The organism is Flavobacterium sp. YO12 (assembly GCF_004119495.1).
Classification (GTDB): Bacteria; Bacteroidota; Bacteroidia; order Flavobacteriales; family Flavobacteriaceae; genus Flavobacterium.
In genome coordinates this window covers 94,656-117,136 of the sequence record NZ_NRQU01000003.1, presented here as the reverse complement: position 1 = coordinate 117,136, position 22,481 = coordinate 94,656, and the positions used below count along the sequence as shown (strand labels likewise).

4 protein-coding genes are annotated in these 22,481 nt (G+C 36.2%); all 4 read left to right on the top strand.

The features are described 5' to 3' along the window. The first annotated feature begins 40 nt into the window (after window positions 1–40). The 4 genes from BOW55_RS01805 to BOW55_RS01790 all read left to right on the top strand — a co-directional run bounded on the left by BOW55_RS01805 (window position 41) and on the right by BOW55_RS01790 (window position 22,440). Entirely contained in the window at window positions 41–454 is a 414-nt protein-coding gene (locus BOW55_RS01805; protein ID WP_129022715.1) for a hypothetical protein, read from the top strand. Further along, window positions 451–1,896 carry a gliding motility protein SprC gene (gene sprC, locus BOW55_RS01800; RefSeq protein ID WP_129022714.1) on the top strand — a complete coding sequence of 482 codons (1,446 nt, stop codon included), beginning with the start codon at window positions 451–453 and terminating at the stop codon, window positions 1,894–1,896. The genes BOW55_RS01805 and sprC overlap by 4 nt, the downstream gene beginning before the upstream one ends. A 1-nt stretch (window position 1,897) precedes the next feature. Continuing rightward, window positions 1,898–5,677 (top strand): type IX secretion system membrane protein PorP/SprF, encoded by a 3,780-nt coding sequence (locus BOW55_RS21600; protein WP_129022713.1) that lies wholly within the window; start codon window positions 1,898–1,900, stop codon window positions 5,675–5,677. Window positions 5,678–5,799: 122 nt separating this feature from the next. Then, a complete protein-coding gene (locus BOW55_RS01790; RefSeq protein WP_164974988.1) occupies window positions 5,800–22,440 on the top strand; it encodes a T9SS type B sorting domain-containing protein in 16,641 nt (5,546 codons plus the stop codon). Window positions 22,441–22,481: the final 41 nt, after the last annotated feature.

The following is a 22,481-nucleotide window of genomic DNA, read 5'->3' as shown; positions in this document are numbered from 1 at the left end:
ATGTATCGTCTCAACCGGACCAAATAAAGATCAAGACATAATGGCTCAATCTACAAAAAAGTATTTTTTATATACAATATTTTTGTTTTCGCCTATATCGTTAAGTCTATATGCACAAAGTGTTGCAACATCAGAAGCTATAGTTTCTGTTGAAGCACAGTGTAATTTGACTTCGTTTAAAGCGACAAACCAAAAAAATGATCCTGCTACAGGGATCAGTCAATTAGAGAATTCTAATCAGTTTATAGCAGGGCTGTCCACCCCCAAGGACAGCCTTACTATTGCAACTGAAATGAAAGATCTAAGTGCAGACTGTAATGAAAATTCATTAATTAGTGCAACTTCAATTCTTGCAAAAGATATTATTGAAAACTATAAATATGATTTTTCAGAAACATTCATAGACATCTTATTTTTTGAACGTATAGACTTATCTAGAACGCGTACTATATGATTCAAAAAATTACTTTTTCTTTTACCAGATTACTTATTTTATTTAGCATAATTCTATTTACTAAATCAAGTTCTTATGGGCAGACTATTGTTCCAAAGCAACTTGACGGATTGGAAAAGTTATGTGCAGGAAGTTCGTTTAATGAATTTTATGCATCATTTAGTTATGTTAATTTTCCTGCTGGAACCACATTTGTCGTAGAACTTTTAGACAATGCAGATAATCCTATTGCAACAACTTTTTTAGATGCTGTAGATGTTAGTGCTACACAGAAAACGATAAAATTTGCAGTGCCTGTAAATTTGACAGGTTCAGATTTGTACGGATTGAGAGTTAAAAGTTCAGGAGCATCTCCTGTTACAACTGGTCGATTTAAAAATTCTATTGGAGATACTTCTTTTCCTGTTTATTATAAAGATTTTGAATCGAAGTTCTTTATTAATAATCAAAATACTAATGTAACAATCTGTCCAGGCGGAAGTGTAACTCTTTCAATAGATAATAGTACACCTTCTATACCTAATTCATCACCATTAAACTTTCCAAAACTTAAATATACGTGGTATAAAGACGATGTTGCTATTGCTGGTCAAAGCGGTAAAGACCTTGTTGTAAATACAGCAGGGAGTTACTATGCCGTGGTTGATTACGGCAAATGTTCAGATGTTAATATTAGTTCAAACAAAGTGACAGTCGCTACTTCAAGCGGAGGTTCTGGTGTAACAATCGATTCCAATTTAGGAAATCCTTTTTGTTCAAACGGGACAGGTACAATTTTAACAGCAACCGCAGGAAACAAGTATCAATGGAAAAAGAATGGAGTGGCTATTAAAGATGCTGTAGGTCGTTCTTATGCGACAAATGAATCTGGTATTTATTCAGTTGATGTCGATTTTGGAGGCTGCAGCGCTTCAGGATCTATAGATCTTAAAAGTAACGGATTTACAGCAAGTATAGATGTTGCAGATACTACCGCTCTTAATGAAGGCGAAACTGTTAATGTCAGTCTTACAACAGATGCTACGAATCCAGAGTTTGAGTGGTCATTAAATGGAAATGTAATCGCAGGAGCGACATCAAGATCATACTTGGTAGCTGCGCCGGGTAATTATAAAGCAAAAATTTCGCAGACTACAGGATGTATATCTTCTCAGGAATTTAGTTTTAAAGTTACAGGTCCTTCAGCACCCTCTACGGTTATTCAAAATATAATTAAGCTCAGCAGTGCAAGTCCGTATTGGAATATTCCAGATGCTTATAAAAATGCTAATACCAAAGTAATTATTCTAAGTTCAAACGGCGAAAAGGTTCTTGATGTTTACAACTATCAAGGCGATTGGCCGCAGACAGCAATAGATTTTAAAAATGTAAATCCAGTATATTACTATGTCATTCAATCAGACACCGGTGAAAAAAAAGGATCAATAACTGTGATTAAATAAGATGAAGAAAATTTTACTATTCATAACTTTATTTTACGGTTTTTCAAATGCACTCTATTCTCAAGAACAAAATGAGAATGGAGTTGTTTCGTTTTCAATGCCTATAAGAAATTCTTTAAAGTTCAACAGATATTTAATTAACCCTGCATTTAGTTTTGTTCGAGAAACAAATGCTTATGCAAGTTTTTATAATAAAAGACAATGGGTACAATTTGATAATGCGCCGCAAACTTATTTGGCAGGTTATTCAGGTCGTTTTAGAGAAAATGAGGCTTTCGCTTTTGGTTTATTTCAACAAAATTATGGTTTAATGACTGTTTTTGGCGGAGTCGGAAATTTTGCTCATAACATCGTTTTGCAAGAAGACAGCAACTTAACATTTGGTTTGAATGTAGGAGTTTATAAAAGCGGTTTAGACAGAGGTAAAATCATTACTGACGACATTGAAGTTTTAAACGGAGAGTATCCCTCAAATACTTTATTAACCGTTAATCCGGGTATTAATTACGGAACTGCATTTCTAGATTTCGGATTATCGATAAACAACTTAGTGCTTTACAATTTTGGTTCAGGAATGGTAAAGGATGATCCAGAAAGAGCGATACAACTGCACGGAATGTACACAGGTTATTTGGATAGTTTTGGTTTTTTTGACAGAAGTAAATTTTCTGGACTTGTAAAAACAGAGATTAAAAAAGATAAAACAGTTATTTCTGGACTTGCCATGCTTGCTATTCCGCAAGGAGTTTGGGCTCAGGCAGGATATAATACTTTATACGGAATTTCGGCTGGTTTAGGCGTTAATATTTCGCCTAGCATTTCGATCGAATACAATTATGAAAGAGGAATGGGAAATTTCACCAATATGGGAGGTTCTCATGAATTTGCAATTGCATATAAATTTAAAAGTAAAAATTACTATTACGGTGAAGATGAAGAAGGTTCATTAATAGATCCTGCGAAACCAAAAGCTGTAATGGCTAAGAAAACTACAAGTGCTCCAGTTACAAGAGTGAGTGGTGCCGAAACAGCTAGATTAGCAGCTGAAGCTAAAGCTATTGCTGATGCAGAAGCAAAACAAGCAAGACTTGCCGCTGCAGAAAAAGTGAAGGCTGATGCCGAAGCCGCAGCGAAAGCAAAATTAGAAGCAGATAATAAAGCGAAAGCAGATGCTGAAGCTATTAAGATAAAATTAGCAGCCGATGCTAAGGCTAAAGCTGATGCCGCGGCCAGTGCGAGAGCACAAACTGCAACAGCAAATAGAGCAGTAGCTACAACACAAAAAACACAAACACAATTGGCTGCAGATAAAGCCAGAGCCGATGCTGAAGCACGCAGAATTAAACTTGCCGCAGATAATAAAGCAAGAGTTGATGCAGCTGCAGCAGCGAGAGCTCAAGCAATTGCAAATAAACCTGCAGCAGCGAGTACAGCTCCACAAAAAACACAAGCACAGTTAGCAGCTGATAAAGCAAAAGCAGATGCAGAGGCTCTTAAAGTTAAACTTGCGGCAGATGCGAAGACCAAAGCAGATGCGGAAGCTTTAAGAATAAAATTAGCAGCAGATGATAAAGCTAAGGCTGATGCAGCTGAAGCAAAACGAAAAGCCGAAGCTAAAGCAAAAGCGGAAGAAGCAGATTTACAATCGATACTAGCTGCTGATGCAAAAGCAAAAGCAGATTCTGATGCATTGCAAGCTAAGTTAGCTGCCGAAGCAAAAGCAAAAGCTGCTGCCGAAGCAAAAACTAAAGCTTCAATTGATGCCGCAAATAAGGCGAAACTAGCATCAGATGCAAAAGCAAAAGCAGCTGCAGATGCGGCCTTGAAAGAAAAATTAGCTGCCGAAGCAAAAGCAAAAGCAGATGCTGAAGCAAGACAAGCATTAATAGCGGCAGAAGCAAAAGCGAAAGCAGATGCAGAAGCTTTAAAAATTAAATTGGCGGCAGATGCTAAGGCTAAAGCCGATGCCGAAGCACAAGCAAAATTAGCAGCAGAAGCAAAAGCTAAAGCCGATGCTGAAGCACTTCAAGCAAAATTAGTAGCCGATGCCAAAGCAAAAGCAGACGCTCAAGCGAAGCTTGCCGCTGAGGCTAAAGCAAAAGCCGATGCAGAAGCATTACAAGCGAAATTGGCAGCTGAAGCTAAAGTGAAGGCTGATGCAGAAGCGGAACAAGCGAGATTGGCAGCTGAAGCTAAAGCAAAAGCTGATATGGCGGCATTACAAGCAAAACTAATTGCAGATGCAAGAGTTAAAGCTGATGCAGAAGCAACTGCGAAAGCAAAGGCAGATGCTGAAGCTAAACAATTACAACAAGCTGAAGAAGCTCGCTTGGCTAAATTAGCTGCAGATGCAAAAGCGAAAGTCGATGCTGAAGCGCTGAAAGCAAAACAAGCGGCTGAAGAAAAAGCAAAAGCCGATGCTGAGACAAAAGCCAAAGCTGATGCACTTCGAGCGAAACTTGCAGCCGATGCGAAAGCTAAAGCAGACGCAGAAGCATTACAGGCGAAACTTGCTGCCGACGCAAAAGCTAAGGCTGATGCAGAAGCACTTCAAGCAAAATTAGCCGCAGACGCTAAAGCGAAAGCAGATGCTGAAGCTCTTAGAGTAAAACAAGCAGCGGAAGAAAAAGCAAAAGCTGATGCAGAAGCCCGCCAAGCAAAACTTGCTGCGGACGCAAAAGCAAAAGCAGACATGGAGGCGGCTCAGGCTAAATTATTAGCAGATGCCAAAGCAAAAGCAGATGCGGAAGCGACTGAAAAAATGAAAGCGGAAGAAGAAACGAGACAGTTAAGATTAGCAGAAGAAGCACGTGAGGCAAAATTATTGGCAGACGCTAAAGCGAAAGCTGATGCAGAAGCGCTTCAGGCAAGATTAGCTGCCGAAGCTGCGGCAAAAGCAGCAGCAACTCCAAAAGATGATTCAGCTAAAGCTATTGAAAACTTAACACAGTCATTAGAAAATTCAAGTAAAGTACAGAAAGATTTATTATCTCAGTTTAATACAACAGTAGCTAATAAACAAAGAGATTTGAATGATTTAAGAGAAGAGAACGATTTAAGTGAAAAAGGTATTTATAAAGAGCCAAAACCATTTAAAAGTGTTGCTGCAGAAAACAGTCAGTTAGAGGCCTTAAAAGGACAACTTGCAGATGCGAGCAGAATGCAAAAAGAAGAAATTGCCAAGCTGACTAATTTGTATAACGAAAGACTTAAAAAAGTTCCAAATAAAAATGACGCTTTGAATAAAGCTTATTTAGATAAGATAAATGAGTTAAAAGCAGCACAGTTAAAAATGGAGCAAGACAGTGCGGTTCTGCTTTCAAATTTAGAGCGTATTAAGACTGAAACGGAGATTGAGAAAAAACGTAGAATTAAACGTGCAGCATATGAAAACGATCAAGGAAGATATGCACAGGACGTTGCCGCTCTTAAACGTATAAAAGAGACCACAAAATTAAGCAGCACACCATTGAAGGCAAGTGATTTTGATTTTGGAGAAGACCAGTCGAATATGCAGATTATTAAGAATATTAAAAATTCTGATAATGGTTATTATTTAATTATTGCGGTTCACAACAGCGTTGAAAAAAGAGATGAATTCTTAAGAAAAGCCGTAGCGGCTGGACGTACAGATGTTAATTTCTTCTACAACGTGACAACAAGTAAATATTACATCTATTACGATAAGTTCGATGGATTACCAGAGGCAACTAAGGCATTAGAAGCTAAAGGATCTAAGCCATACAACGGGAAAATGGCTATCGTAAAAGTGGAGAATTAAAAAGATATATACAGCTCTTAGATAATATCTAAGAGCTTATAAAATAAAATGTTTTAAATACTAATTATTTTGCTTTATGACGCCCCTCAGACAGCAAGATGGAAGTAAACAATAGATTGACTATGAAAAAACCTACTATTTTAAGAACGCTGATTTTTGCCGTTGCAATGTTATTTAATTTTGTGTCCCATTCACAGAATTTAATAGCATTCGATTCTAAGTTCAATAAGAACTTGAAGGAAGATGTATTTTTTAAAGCTGCAAGTCAGCTCGACAACTCAATTAGTTTGAATGATGAAAAAGAAACGTCAAAAACGGAAGCTGTCGCAGCACTTACCAATCCTATAATTCCATATGCTGAACTACCGTATGCAGGGCAAGTTGTAGAATGTCCAAATGATGGAAAAAAATTACCTAAATTATTTTTATGTGGTGGAAACGATTCTCGACCTATCGACCTAAAAATAACAGATGCTCAATCTATTGTTTGGGAAAGATTTATTTCTGGAGGTAGTTGTGTAACAGTTTCAAACAGTGATTGTGCTAATGAAACCGCTGCAGCATCTTGCTGGGTACAAGTTGCGACTGGAAAAGATTATTTAGCAAATTCGGCTGGACAATTTAGAGTAAAAATAGTAGATAAAGCTGGTGTACCAAGTGTTTTCTATTTTAATGTATATCAGAATACTTTAATTCCGACGGCTGTTACTAAAAGTAATATTATTAAAAATAATGCAGGAACATGTCAAATTGATGGTAAAATTACTGTTGGTGGTTTCGGGAATGGTTATGAATATAGTTTTACTACAACTGGAGCTCCTGGAGGATGGCAGTCAGGTAATACCTTTACTACTAGTACTCCAGGTAATTATACAGCTTTTATTAGAATAAAAGATGTAGTGGGTTCATGTGAATTTAAAGTTATAAATCTGGAAATTAAAAATGTAACTTTTAATGTCTCTACTGAGGTTGTTTCTCCAAGATGTTTTAATGGAAAAGGAAGCATTAAAGTAATTAAAAATGAAGCCAGTAGAGGGTATAAGTTTAATATTTATAAGCCAGCAAACAGTACAACTCCTTTAACATTTTACAATACTTCAGTTGATGAACTGGAGTATACATTTAAAGATTTGGATCCAGGAACTTACAGAGTTGAAACGGTTGATCAAGTAACAAAATGTGTACTTGATAATAAGAATGCTGTAGTTATACCTAATGCTCCCGCAGAATTAACATCAAATCCTGTTATTACCAGAACATTATCTCCTTGTCGTCCCGGTACTATTACTGTTAATACAGGAGGAGGAACTTATCCTTTTAGATATTTAGTAAGTATTAATGGAGCGCCATCTTTTCAAAATGCTAATAATGTTATAACAACAGTCCTTTCAGGAAGCTATTTGATTCGTATTGAAGATGCTAATGGCTGTTCTGTTGAAAAAACTATTCTCGTTGGAGATATTGATAAACCTACCTACACGGTTACTAAAACTGATGGAGACTGTAATAATCCTAATGGAACCATAACGATAAACGTTACAGATAGAAAATCATATACGTTAGAATACAGTATTGATGGAGGAGCTTATACGACGGGAACAGTATCTGGAATTACCGGAAGTAAAGTTTATCCTAATAAGCCTCCTGAAAATTACATTATAAGTGTTAGATATACTAAATCAGGAAACACTTGTACAGATCCAAATTTTCCTATTTCAATAGGATTAACAACTGCTTTAACGGCATCTGCAGGAGTAGCAGAATTATCTGGTTGTGGTCCTGCAGGAAATGTACAACAAGGAAAGGTTAGAATCACAAATGCTGAGGGAGGTGTTCCTTTCGCGGCACCTAGGGGGCCTTACGAATACAGTTATGATGGTAAAAAAAATTGGACAACCGATAAAGAGGCTTACGTTGAACCCGGTACACATGTTTTTTACATTAGAGATGCCAAGTGCGAAATTCCATTAAAAGCAATTACTTTATTAAGCCAGCCTAAACCGCCAACTATATCAGTTGATGATCCGGTTTTTAATTGTGATGGTTCGGCAACAACTACTGTAACGGTTAAAAATGAAGGAAGTCCAACCACCCAATTTACTTATGAGTATTTTATAGATGGTGTTCTTAATACTAATAATCCAACAAATATTTTTAAAAATGTAACACAAGGAGATCATACTATATCAGTAAGTTATAATGTTGTAAACGTTCCTACTGAAAGTGTTTTGTTAAATGAAACTTTTGGTGCAGGACCAGATGTTAGTTCTCCAGGAATTAATCCTAATTTTTGTTGGGAACGACAAGTAGAAGCAACGAAATGTAATAACGACCTGAGGTTTGGTAACGGAGAATATACCGTTACAAATTTTTTAAGAAACAAACCATATGATGGATGGTGGAGTCCAAAAGATAATACAAGCAAAGGAGCAGATTCTAATGGCAGGTTTTTAGCGGTAGATGCTGGAACATCCATTCCGAATAATGCCGTTCTTTATAGAAAAACTATTAATGATATTATACCAAACGTACCAGTTAAAGTTACTTTTGTTGCAACGAATTTACTGAAAGTTGGAAATACTCAGCCAGATGCTTCTCTTACAGTAGAATTACAAAATGGTTCAGGAGTTCCATTGTCTTCGCAATCTACAGGCGGAATACCAAAAACAAACGGCTGGGTAGAATACACTAGAACTATTAATCCAGGTAATAATACCACTTTAGATTTTGTATTGCGATTAGAGCTTTCTCAGGTTAATGGTATTGATTTCGCAGTTGATGATTTGGTAGTTACCCAAATGCCAAAAGCGTGTAATACAGTAGCTAATTTTCCGATTTATGTTGATGGTAGTAAGGCTTTCTCTGCTGGTATAACAGGATATAAAGATGTAAGATGCAGTGGTGAGCAAAATGGAGAAATTACATTATCAGCTAAAAACTTTGATCCGAAAAAAGGATTTCAATATTTGATAGCAGGTGATCCTGCTGGTTGGCAGACTGTAATTCCAGTTCCTGCTGCAACAAGCGGTAGTATAACGTTGAAAAATTTAGCAAGTAAAATTTATAATATTAGTATTCGTTACGATAACACAGCTGGCAGTTGTGTTTTTCCAGTAGCTCAGGAAATTAAATCTCCAAAAAAATTAAAAGTAGATGCTTGGGTAGAGCAGGTATTAAAATGTTCTGCGGGTGCAATTATTAAGGCTAAGGCAAGTGATGGAACTCCTGGTTACCGATATGAATTAAGAGAAACGGACGGTGTAACAGTTGTAAAAGCTTTTCAAGATTCAGATACATTTCTTGATATTAAAATAACTGGAAATTATAAAGTTGTAGCTAAAGATTTAAACGATTGTGAGACAGAAGTTTTGGCATCTGTGGATATTGTTGCTCCAGTAAAACCAAAATTAGAAAATGTTACGCCAAGTGTATGTTTTGATAAAAATGCAGGAACAAATATCACAATAAAAGTTACAGATGGAGTACCAGATTATACCTATACAGTAAAATATAATGGAGGCAATCCAGTTGGACCAAGTGCAACATTTGCAGGACCTACTTTTACTTATAAAGCGGAGAATGAAGGAACTTATGAATTTATAGTTACAGATAGTTTTGGATGCAGCTCAGATCCAATTACTCAAGTTATAACGGCTCAATTACTTGCAGCGACTCCAGTTACAACTCCGCTTGATTGCGACGTTGCACCAGCAAATCGTGCAGTAATTACGGGAACAATCGAAGGAGGTAAAGCACCTTTTACAGTAACAATTACTACTGGAGATCAAACAGGAGATTTAGTGGGACCTACTTCAACAGGAAACACTTTTACGTATACTACAGCGGTGGCTGGTAATTACACTTTTACAATTAAAGATGCAAACAATTGTACAACAACCAGCGATGCTAAGATAGAGGCATTGGTTCCAATTACATTAGGATCAACAAATGTAAACCCAAAATGTGATAGTTCTAATGATGGAACTATTTTATTAAAACCAGGTGGAGGAACCGGAGTATATACATATAGTAAAGACGATATTACTTATAATAACACATCATATTTTACAGGACTTAGTGCTGGAGTGGCTTATACATATTATGTAAAAGATGAAAATAGATGTAAAAAAAGTATAACAGTTACCTTAACAGCGCCAGATCCAATTAGTGGTACAGCAACAATAACAGTTCCGTATACTTGTGATAGCCCCGCTACAATAACCGTAGGTGCAGTAGTTATGGGTGGAAATGGTGTTTACAAATACACGCTGAATAGAAATGGAGTTGCATTAATTACTCAGACGACAAAGGTTTTTGATAATATTTCTGTAGCAGGAGATTACACAGTAACTATTACAGATAGTAATTCATGTACATTTACAACAACACCAAAATTAACTATTGTAGATTTGAATCCTCCAAAGGGAATGACAATTTCGACAACTACAGCAGCTACTTGTCCGTTGAACGAGGGAAGTGTTACGATTACTAATGTTGTTGATGCTGCAAATACTCCTTTACCAACTGCAGGTTTAGAATATAGAATTGTTTCGCCAACAGCAACAGCGTTTCAACCAAGTAACGTATTTGATAATATTAAAGCTGGTGTTACTTATAAATTTGAAGTAAGAGATGCAAATAAATGTACGTTTGAAAAAACGCATTTAATTGATTTGCCTAAAGACTTTACAGTAACAGGTACTCCAACTAGTATAAAATGTTTTAGTGCTTCTGATGGTTCTGCTATATTTACGGTTAGCGGAATGGTTGTAGGTACAACCTACTCCTATTCAGTAGATACAACACCACCAATAACAGGATCGGGCACTTCGACAACTGATCCTTTTGATATTACTGTTTCTGGATTAGGCGCAGGTTTACATACTATTGTCGTTACAAATTCAGTTACAAAATGTACAGTTCCAGAAAAGGTAACAGTGGCAGGTCCGGCATCTGCATTAAAATTAAATCCGTCAGATCTTACACATGTTACCTGTAAGGATTTAGGAACAGCAAAAATTAATGCTGTAGGAGGATCAGGAGCTTATACATACACTGTTACACAAAAAGCACCAGTTATTGGAACAGCAATTATTCAAACGAATGATAATCTGTTTAAAAACTTAGCGGCTGGAACTTATAGTGTTTCTGTAACCGATGGAACAGGCTGTAATGTAGCGGGTACAGATTTTACAATTAACCCTGAAGTAAAACCAATAGCAAGTATTGACGGATCTTCGGTATACTGTGCCGGCGGAAGTGGAGCAACTTTAAAAGTAAATCCTAATACACAAACAAATTACACCTACAGCATTAACAAAGGTACAGCAAAAGGTGATGGAACTTTCTCAGGATTAACACCTGGAAAATATACGATCAGAGTTACAGATACATCTACCGGATGTTTTATAGATTTAGATGAAGAAATTATTGCTATTCCAATTTCAGCTTCAACTAAATTACTGGCAGATCTAGATTGTGATGTAGCTCCAGCTTCTTCGGATGCGTCAATTGAAGTAACAATTTTAGACGGATATCCAGATTATAAATACAGACATAATACAACAGGAGTTTTTTCTACAGAAGCATATACCGATGTTGCTGCAGGATCGAATACATTTACGTTTGATACTGGAGCATCTGGAACTCATTATTTTGAAATTACAGATAAAAAAGGTTGTACTACAATTGTTTCTAGAGTAATTAATGTAAAAGAAACACCAAGCGCAGATACTACACCAACAAATCCTAAGTGTTATAATGGAACAGATGGTTCTATCATAGTAACAGCAAGTTTAGGTTTACCGCCTTATTCTTATGAAGTTTCAACTACTTCTGCAACAGCTGGATTTAGTACAATGCTAACGAATAAATTAAGTAATGTTGGTGCAGGAACTTATTGGTTTAAAGTTTCTGATTCTAAAAAATGTTCTGTTGTAGTTTCAAGAATATTAAACAATCCAGCAGAATTAGCCGCACATGCAGATGTTACAACTCCATTAACTTGTGGACCTTTAAATGGAGCGCAAGCGGCAACAATTACAGTAATAATTGATAAACCAGGAACACCATTTACGGGGCCTAATAAATATTTATACAGTTATAATGGTGTATTACCAGCTGTAACTTCAAATACATATACAACAACTACATCGGGAACTGTTTCGGTCGTGGTATACGATGCTAATAACTGTCCGTTTACAGTGGTAGATTCGCCAGTTATTGAGGCATTAGATGCACCAAAGAACATGACGTTTGTTACGCCAGTGCCAGTTACATGCGCGTCCGGTTCTGATAAAACTAATTTAACGGTTAAAGTTGATAATGGTGTTGCTCCATTTAAATTTGAAATAACAGATACCGATGCAGCAGTTGCACCACCGGCTCCTGTAGCAACTGGTGTTCTTACACAAGATCACACCTTTAATAGTCTGGCACCAGGTAAATACTACTTTAAAGTTACTGATGCTAATAAATGTACTACAGAAGGAGAATTTACTATTGATAAACCACTACCTGTTTTGGTAGACGGTTCATTAGTTTCAAATGTAGTTTGTAAAGGATCATCTGATGGTAAACTTACGTTTACAGTTTCAGGTAATTCTGGAGCATTTACATATGAACTTAAAAATAGTGCAAACGCGATTATACCTAGTACTCAATCTACTCAAACACTAAATGTGATCGATTATGTTGGATTACCAGCAGAAACATATACCATAACAATTACGAATCCAGCAACTAAATGTACTGCTTCAAAAACAATAGAAGTAAAAGAAGCTTCAGTAAAATTTGCATTTATATTGCCTACAATCACACCTATTACATGTTCACCTAATAATGGTAAAGTAGTTATTAATACAGTTGGCGGATGGGGTAATAACAGATACACACTTACCTTGCCAAATGGTACTGTAGTAGGACCGCAATCGAATTCAACATTTAACAATTTGATTCAGTCAGGAACGTACGGTATCTCTGTTACAGATTTAAGTGGCACCGGATGTACAATTACAGACACATTTGATGTTGATGCACCAGTACAACCAGATGCGAGTATTGATGTAGATGCTTCAGATTTGTGTTATGATGAAACAGGAAAAGCAGAAATCGTTGTGATTCCTGCTGCTGTGTCGCCATCATACAGGTATAATATAAATGATGGAAATTACCAAGTTAGCGGTACTTTTAGTAATCTAATTCCTGGTTCTTATGTTGTTAAGGTAAAAGATATGACTACAGGTTGTATTTTGACATTACCTGCACAAACGATTGAAACAGAATTAAAATTTAATGCGGGCTTGAATATAGCAGCAGATTGTAAGGGTCAGAATACCGAAATTAAAGGTACAGTGTCAGGAGGAAAAACGCCTTATACATATACTGTAACTACAAATGGTACATTAGACCCAACTATTAGAACAGTAACGGGTACAACATTTTTATACACAGATCCAGATGCGGCAAACGCAGCGATACACACGACTTATTTATTTACTTTAACAGATGATTCTACTGGTAAGTGTAGTCTAACTTCTACAGTAGAAGTAGCACCAAAAACAGATCCTGTATTTACAGCTGCTCCAAACTCTACTATTTTATGTAATGGAGATGAAACAGGTTCTATAACCGTAACTATTGATCAAAGTAAAGGAATAGGTCCTTATGTTATAAATGTTGTAAAAGATAATTCGGCTTTAGTTCCCTCAATAGCTGATGTTGATTATGGAACTAAAACAACAGGTTTACCAGCAGGAGACTATAAAATTACAGTTACAGATAGTAAAGGTTGTTTTAAAGTTGAAACTGCTAAAATTGAAGAACCAACTAAAATTGATTTTAAATTAGTAGATACTCAAATTACATGTATTGGTGGTACTACAGGAACTACTTTTGGTTCTATTGCAGTAACATTACTAACAGGAGGTTCGAAGAATGCTGCTCCAGCGGCATCAGGTTATGTTTATACTTTGACAAGTAACACTAGCCCAACTCAAATTTACACTCCTACTGGAAATGAAGACCACACATTTCAAATCTTAAATTTTGGTTCTTATGAATTAACTGTTTCTGATATAAATGGTTGTTCAGTTTCGAAGAAAGTTGACATGGCATCTCCAGTAGATGAAATGGAGATTGTGGTTGCGCCAGGAACTCCATCCTGTATAACTGCAAGCTTAATCGTAACGGCTAAACCAAAAATAGCAGGAGGGCCTTATTATTTTGCAAAGTATCCATTAGATCCGTCAGATCCAAATAAATATGATTATGCAACATATTCTGCGTTATATCAAAATGCAGATGCTGTTGCTCCTCCTGCCTTACCAGGAGATCCACTTTTATTACAATCAACTTTTGATAATCTAAAACCGGGAGTAATTTATTCGTTTATTGTTTACGATTTTACAACAAAATGTTATTACTTTAAACAGGCAGAAGTTGCTACAGAAACAGCATCGACGTTAACCAGTGATGTAAAATCAGCTAATGTAACTTGTACTGGGTTAAAAAATGGAAATGTTTCCTTTACGTTTGATAATCAACAAGGGAGTACAACTCAAGTTAAATACGAAATTTACAATTCGCTAACTAATACGGCAGTTTCTCCAGCAGTAAGCGGAACGGTGGTTTTACCACTAAAAGGTGCAAACAATGTAGGACCTCTTGTTCCTGGGACTTATTATATTTTGTTTACAGAAGAGGATACTTCTGGAACTACTGTTTGTATAAACTCATCAAAAGAATTTACAATATCAGAGTCTGTTGTTCCATTAGCACTAGAGGCTAAATCTAATGTAAATGATAATTGCGGATTGAATAAAGGTTTGGTTGAAGCATTTGCGCGAGGAGGAACTCTTAGAGCTGCAGATGTTGCATTAGGGATAACAGCGCATCCTTATTTGTATCAAATTTATCCTGATACTGGTACAGTAGGAGCTATTGATGGCACAGATCCAAATCCTATCGATGAAACAACTTTTACTACAGCGTTTGATGTAGCAACTCAAACCAGTAATACTTTCAATAAAGAATTTGGTCATTATATTGTATATGTAAGAGACGCAAATGGTTGTATTCAGAGTGCATTTGTCGAAGTAAAATTAGATGATGAACCTTTTATTACTGCTGTAGTAAACAACTTTTGTGCAAATGAAGGTTCTTTTGCTATCGATGTTGAGTTAACAACAACAGGTATTGGAACTCATTATTATAATTTAGACAATACAGGATTTGTTCAAATACCTTCGGTAAAATTCTCTATTCCTAACCTTTCATCAGGAAATCATAGTATAGTGATTAAAGATTTTAACGGATGTGGAAACACTGTAACTTTACCGCTTATTTCAGAGCCTCTTACGATCAAAGCAAGTTTTACAGCTCCGCCTAAATGTGAGGAAACAGATGGTGAGATTACCGCTGTAGTAACCGGAGGTGCTTTGCCAAACAATTTAGAATATACTTTAGAAAAAACGTCATTGCCTGGAATTACAAATATTGTACAAAACAATGATCCTAAGTTTGTAGGCATTGGCGCAGGGAATTATAAAATTACAGTTAAAGATCTTACTACAACATGTACAAGATCAACGACTGTTGATTTAGTACTTCCAACACTTGTTGATTTGGAAGAAACAGATATAAGTACTACTCCTGTAGATTGTACAGGTGCCCAAGGAACAAAGAATAACGGAACACTTACTGTAAATTTAAAAACTACTAACGATAACCCTGATTATACATATATATTAACACCTGTTTCACCTGTTGGTGCAGCAATTTCGCAGCCAAATAATAATGTGTTTACAGGATTAAGTGCAGGAGATTATGATGTAACTGTTAAATCTGGAAGAGGTTGTGAGAAAACAGTACGTGTAAATGTACCAGCTCCACTTGCAGTTGTCGCGAGTGCAGTTGCAACACCATTTAGTTGTGCGGTAGATCCTACTATAACGACAGTTGTTGTAACAGGTTTAGGAGGTACCGGAAGTTATAATTTTAGTAAAAATGGAACTGACTACTTTGCTAGTAACAGTACGGTGCCAGATAATAAATATACATTTGAAATAGGAGATATTGGAACCGTACAAAATCCTATTTATTGGGTAAAAGATTCAAATGGATGTGTGCAAACAACAACTTTGACAGCAGCATTACAGCCGTTACCAAAATTAATATCTGCAACTGCGATAAGATCTAGTCTTCCAGATTCTCAAATTGATTGTTTAAACAGTCGAGAGTTAATTGAGGTTACTGTAGCAGGAGGTTCGTTACCAACTAATTTGAAATATGAAGTTTCTGTAAACAGTACTCCATATTCAGTTATTTCGGCATCTTTATCATCACTTACTATTAATTATCCAGCCACAACAGCTGGTGCGACTTACAGATTTAGAATAACAGATAATGTAACTGGTTGCGAAATTTTGACAAATTTATACAGCGTACCATTATTCGATGCAATCAATGTAGTAGCTAGAACAGTTGCGGACGTTCAATGTAAAACAGATAAAAACGGAAGTATTCAAATTACTGTATCAGGTTATTCTGGACCATATACATACGAAGTTTTTGATGGAGCAACTGCTGTTCCAGGATCTGCAGGATCTCATGATACAGCAACTTCGAATCCGTTTATAATTCCATTCGGATTAGGAGAAGGAACAAATTATACTGTTAAAATTGTTGAAACAGCTTACCCAAACTGTAATAAAACTTCTAATATTGTTATTGTTAAAGAACCGGCAGTGGCTTTGGTTTTAGATCCTTTAGATTTTACACCGCTAGGTTGTACAACTGATGGTGCAGTTAAAGTTACTACTCAAGGCGGATGGGGTAATAATGTTTATACACTTACACCTCCATCAGGTCCTGCATTGGTTAATAACGATGGTATTTTTGGAAACCTAAGACTTGTTGGACTTTATAAAGTGTCTGTAAAAGATGCTAATGGTTGTGAGAAGTCTGATACATTTAATTTGGTACTTCCAACTCCTCCAATAGCTACTATTACAGCAACATCTGACTATTGTTATGATAGTACAAATAAGGCAACATTGGTTGTAAAAGCTTCATTAGGGGTAGGACCTTACCTTTTCAGTATTGATAATGGTGATACATTCTTTCCAAGTAACACTTTGCCTGTACCAGATGATACTTATACTTTTAGTAATTTATCGCCAGGTAGTTATGATGTTTTTGTAAAAGATGCTTATGGATGTCAGTCATTAGTATCTGAAAAAGCAGATATCAAATCGCAGCTTTTTGCTTCAGCAACAAACGAGAAAGAGATCTTCTGTACAGGTACAGTTGATGGAACCATTAAAATTACTGCTGTAGGTGGTTATGGTTCTTATACTTATACCGTTAAGAATCCTGCTGGCGTAGTATCTGCTCCAATAGCATTCCCAGCAGGATTAGACACTGCTTATCATACCGTTCTAGCTGGAGAGACAGGAAACTATGAAATTGTAGTTTATGATGCAAAAAATTGTTCTTATGTCATTACAGAAAAAGTTGTTATGAATCCTCCAACTCCGGTAGATTTGTTAATAACAGATATTGATATTACACCAGTAGACTGTAATGCTCCGCAAGGAACAAATAACAACGGAACCATTACTGTAAATTTAAGACCAGTAAATAATAGCGATAGTTATAATTATACACTTACACCATTACCAGCTGGTACAGCTAAAACGCAAGGTATGAATGTATTTAGCGGATTAGCTCCTGGAAAATATAATGTAAGTGTTACCTCAAACTTAAATTGCGAAGCAAATGTAGATGTTGAAATATTAGATCCTGTCGCAGTAACTGCAACAGCTGATGCAGTACCGTTTAGCTGTACTGTAAATCCAACTAAAACAACTGCAGTTGTTACAGCTGGAGGAGGTACAGGTACGTATACTTTCAGTATAGATGGTATTCGTTATTTCGCAAGTAATAGCATACCTGCAGATAATAAATATACATTTGAGTTAGGGGATAATGGAAGTGTTCAAGATCCAACTTTTTATGTGAAAGACTCGAAAGGTTGTTTACAAACAACAAAATTGACTACAGTATTAAATCCATTACCTAAATTAAATTCTGTGGATGGTGTTTTTGGTACAAAAATGGACTGTATTAATAACAAGCAGGAAATAAATGTTACGATTACTGGAGGAAGTAATTCGCCTAATCCATTTACTTATAATGTATACAAAGACGGTGCATTTTTTGACGGACCACTTCCGGTTACAGGAAATACATTTACTTATGATGCATTATCAGTAGGTAGTTACTATGAGTTTGAAGTTTTTGATAATAATACAGGGTGTAGTTTAAAATCTGCGTCATATGAAATTCCAGTTTTCGACAAAGCAAAAGTGGTTGCAAGCACTTATGCAAACGTAGATTGTAGTGGCAATGCTTCGGGTTCAATCGAAATTAATATCTTAAATTATTCTGGAAAATATGATTATGCAGTTTATAAAGGAACAACGGCAGTAGCTGGAGCTTCAGGTTCTCATGATACTGCTGTTTCTAATCCATTTGTAATTCCTTACGGATTACTTGAAGGAAACAATTATACAGTAAGAATTGTAGAAACTGATTTCCCAAGTTGCCCTGCAACTTCAAATTCAGTTATTATTACTGAGCCGGATCCTTTAGATTTAAGCGGATTTAAGGTAAGCGTTAAGAATCAGAACTGTCATGATTTAAAAGCAGTTCTTACTATTGACGAAACAACAATTGTAGGAGGAACATCTGGATATATGTATGCAGTAGTACCTACAACAACGCCGCCAACAATTCCAGCAGGTGGAGATTATAATCCATTTACTACTATAGAAATTGCTACAAGTGAGGTGTTTCCGAAATTCGATTCATACGATGTGTATGTGAAAGATCTGCAAGGATGTTTTGATCATGTAACAGTTAAGATATCACAAGATCCAATGCCAAGTATTACTTCGGCAATACCTACACAATGTCCTAGTACAGCAGGTACTTATGATATTCCTGTAATAGCATCAGGATTTACTCCAAATCTTCAATACAGCTTAGACGGAAACAGCTGGGGAGCAAATAGTATTTTGGTAGTAAAAACTACAGGAGATCACACTGTATATGTTCGTGACGAGAATAAATGTGTGGTTACTCAAGTAGTTCATATTTTAGAGCCGCTAAAATTATTGTATGACGACAATATTATAAATCCTATTTGTAATGGAAACGAAGGCGAAGTAACATTAATTGCTTCAGGAGGTACAATAATACCAAGTTATGAATACACTAAAGACAATTGGGTAAATACTCAAACAACACCTGTATTTAGCGGGTTGACTCCTGGTAAGTATACATTTAGTGTTAGAGATAGAGGAACAAATTGTACAAAAGACGTAGAAGTTGTTTTTGAAATTCCAAATACAGCAATCGACTTTAGTTTAACTCCATCAAAAGTACTTTGCAACGGAGGAAGCACAGGAAGTATTACTGTAAATATGGCTGCTCAAACAACAACAGTAAACAATAATCCTGTTTATACTTACTCAATCAATCCATCACCAATTGGAGTGGTTTTAGTTGGTAATGTATTTACAAATCTTCCTAAAGGAACGTATACAGTTAGAGTAACTTCAGGAAAAGGTTGTCCAGTTGATAAAACTATTGACGTTGAAGAACCGTTGGCAATCACAGTTCCTAATCCGGATGTAGTAGAATTTGGATGTACTTCGATAAATAAAGCGAATGATGCAACGATTACAGTTGGTCTGCCATCTGGTGGTTCTAACGATTATAAAGTTTACGAATTTTTGAAAAATGGAAATCCTATTCCGGTTCAAAGAGGAGATAATCCTGTTTATATAGAATCAGATCTATTAGGAGGTAACTATGTAATCAATGTTTACGATACTAATGGTTGTTTAGGAACAACAACTGCAGTAATCAAACCATTCGTGGCTATTGATTTTGCAACTCCCTCAGCAATTACAGTAACTAAGGAAAGTACTTGTATTAATGATCAGGATATTCAAGTTAATGTTACCATGACAGGAACAACAACTCCTATGCCGGTATTGCGTTACAACCTAAAAGGAGTTAGTGCAGGAAGCACATATGATGTTACAAATAATGATGGTGCTTTCTTTGGACTAACGATAGGAAATTATTTAGTTAAAGTTACTAATCTTTCTACTGGATGTGTTCTAACAATGATTCATTATGTTAACGATCCAAATACATTTGAGTTAGTAGCAAATAATATTAAAAATGTTATTTGTTATGGAAGCTCAACAGGAAGTGTTGATTTAACGATGGTAGACAAGGAAGTTGTCCCAACTGATGATGCGGGAGCATTTCATTACACTATTACGGGACCAATAACAGCTGCTGGACCACTAATTATTAATGGAACATCAGGAGGCGCTACAGTAAATATTCCTAATTTACCTGCTGGAAGATATACAGTTAAAACACAATTAGTTGGGTCACCAACTTGTGATGTTGAAACTAGTTTCTTGATCGAACAGCCGGAATCTGCGTTAGTATTATCAGAAATTCATACACCAATTACTTGTGATCCTGGTAATGATGGTACAATTCAGGCAGATGCTGAAGGTGGATGGCTAGGCGGAGACTATCTTTATGAATTGGTAGGTCCAGTTAGTTTTGCATATTCAACTCAATCTTATTTCGAAAACTTAAAAGATGGAGTTTATACACTAAACGTTAAAGACATTAATGGATGTATAGATACTAAGACAATAACATTAAAAATTCCAGATCCAATATTGGTAACAGCTAATGCAACTGTTGGTAGTTTACTATGTAGTGGTGATAACAGTGGTGAAATTACAGTTGATCTTCCAACGGGAGGTCAGGGAACCAATTATTCTTATATTTTAAACTATCTATCTGTAGTTCCTGTAGTTTCATCTGCACCTCAAAGCCAACCTGTTTTCTCAGGCTTAGCAGCTGGAACATATTCAGTAACAGTTGTTGATGGCCTTAACTGTGTTTCACAACCAAGTGCAGAGCTAGTAATAAACGAGCCATCTAAAGTCGAAGCCGAATTAAAACTGGCTACAGGAATAACTTGTAAAACAAGTGCGACATTGACTTTAAGTGCAACAGGAGGAACTGGACAATATGAGTACAGTACAGACAAAACTTTTGCCGCAATTGCAGGTCAATTTTCTTCATCAGTAACATTTGCTGTTGGATTAGGAGATCATCAGTACTATGTAAGAGATTCTAGAGGATGTGTTGGAGCTATCTCTAATAATATTACCATAAATCCTGTAACACCATTAGATCTTAAGCTAGATTTAATGAATGCAGTAGTTTATTGTAAAGGAGATTCAACAGCAGTCATTGATGCTGAAGGTGTAGGCGGTTTAGGAAATTATATATATACTTTACTTGATAGCACAGGTGGAATAGTTAGAGCGGCACAACCTAGCGGTTATTTCGATCTGCTTCCAAAAGGAGTTTATGTTGTAAGAGTAGACAGTGGTGATTGTCAGTATTCTTCACAAGCAATAACAATAAATGAACCTGCAGAAGCATTATCTGTTACAGCAACAGTAACCGATGTGACATGTTTTGGAGCTGATGATGGTAAAATAGTAATCGCTGCAACTGGTGGAACTGGAGTTATTCAGTATGCAATTTCGCCAAATTTAGGTTTATTCGATACTAAATCTGTCTTTGATCGTTTAGTTCCAGGTTTATACCAAATTATTATTCAAGACGAAAATTCATGTTTCCAAATTATAGAGCGTGAAATCAAAGAACCAACAGTTTTAGAGGCGAAAGTAGTAGGACCTATTATCCAAGAAATATGTGATGGAGATAAAGATGGTGCATTTACCATAGAAATTTCTGGAGGAAAACCACCTTATAGTATCAGTCTTGATAATGAAAACGGAACTTATGCACCAGTTATCGGTACACAGCATAGTTTTGCTAACCTTAAAGGAGGAGCACATAAGGTGTTTGTTAAAGACGCTACTTGTTTAACTTCGAGAGACGTTATAATGGATAAAGCAGTTGTTCTTGATCCAATTACCGAAGTATCTTACCACTGTGTTAACAATGCACAAGCAAACATGGTAGTTGTAAAAATTGATGACAGCAATGATATTGCCGATGTCGATTACTCACTTGACGGAACAGGAACTTATCAGCCAAGCAACGTCTTTACAAACGTGGCACCAGGAACTCACTTTATTGTAGCAAGACATACAAATGGATGTGAGACGCCAACAACAAGTTTCAAGATCGTTTCATACGAACCTTTAGCATTAACATTAGCAGAAGACAAAGGAGTATGGAACATCATTAAAGCAACTGCCACAGGTGGTGGAGGTGATTACGAGTATAGTATCGATGGAGTAAACTTTAGTACTAAAAATGAGTTCAAAATTTACAAAACTGGTACTTACACCATAACCGTAAGAGATAAAAATGGCTGTACAGTTTCTCAAGATTACTACATTAAGTATATTGATGTTTGTCTTGATAATTACTTTACACCAAACGGCGACGGCGTTTACGACACTTGGGGACCTGGATGTACAAATATCTATGACAAACTGGAGTTCTCAATATTTGACAGATACGGTCGTATAATTGCTAAATATCACTATGGTCAAAAATGGGATGGTAGATACAACGGTGCTGAATTACCATCAGGTGATTATTGGTATGTTCTTAAACTAAATGACGAGAATGATGCAAGAGAGTTTGTTGGACATTTCACTTTATACAGATAACAAAATAAATGCCCCTATGATGTTGTCTAAAAAAATTATTA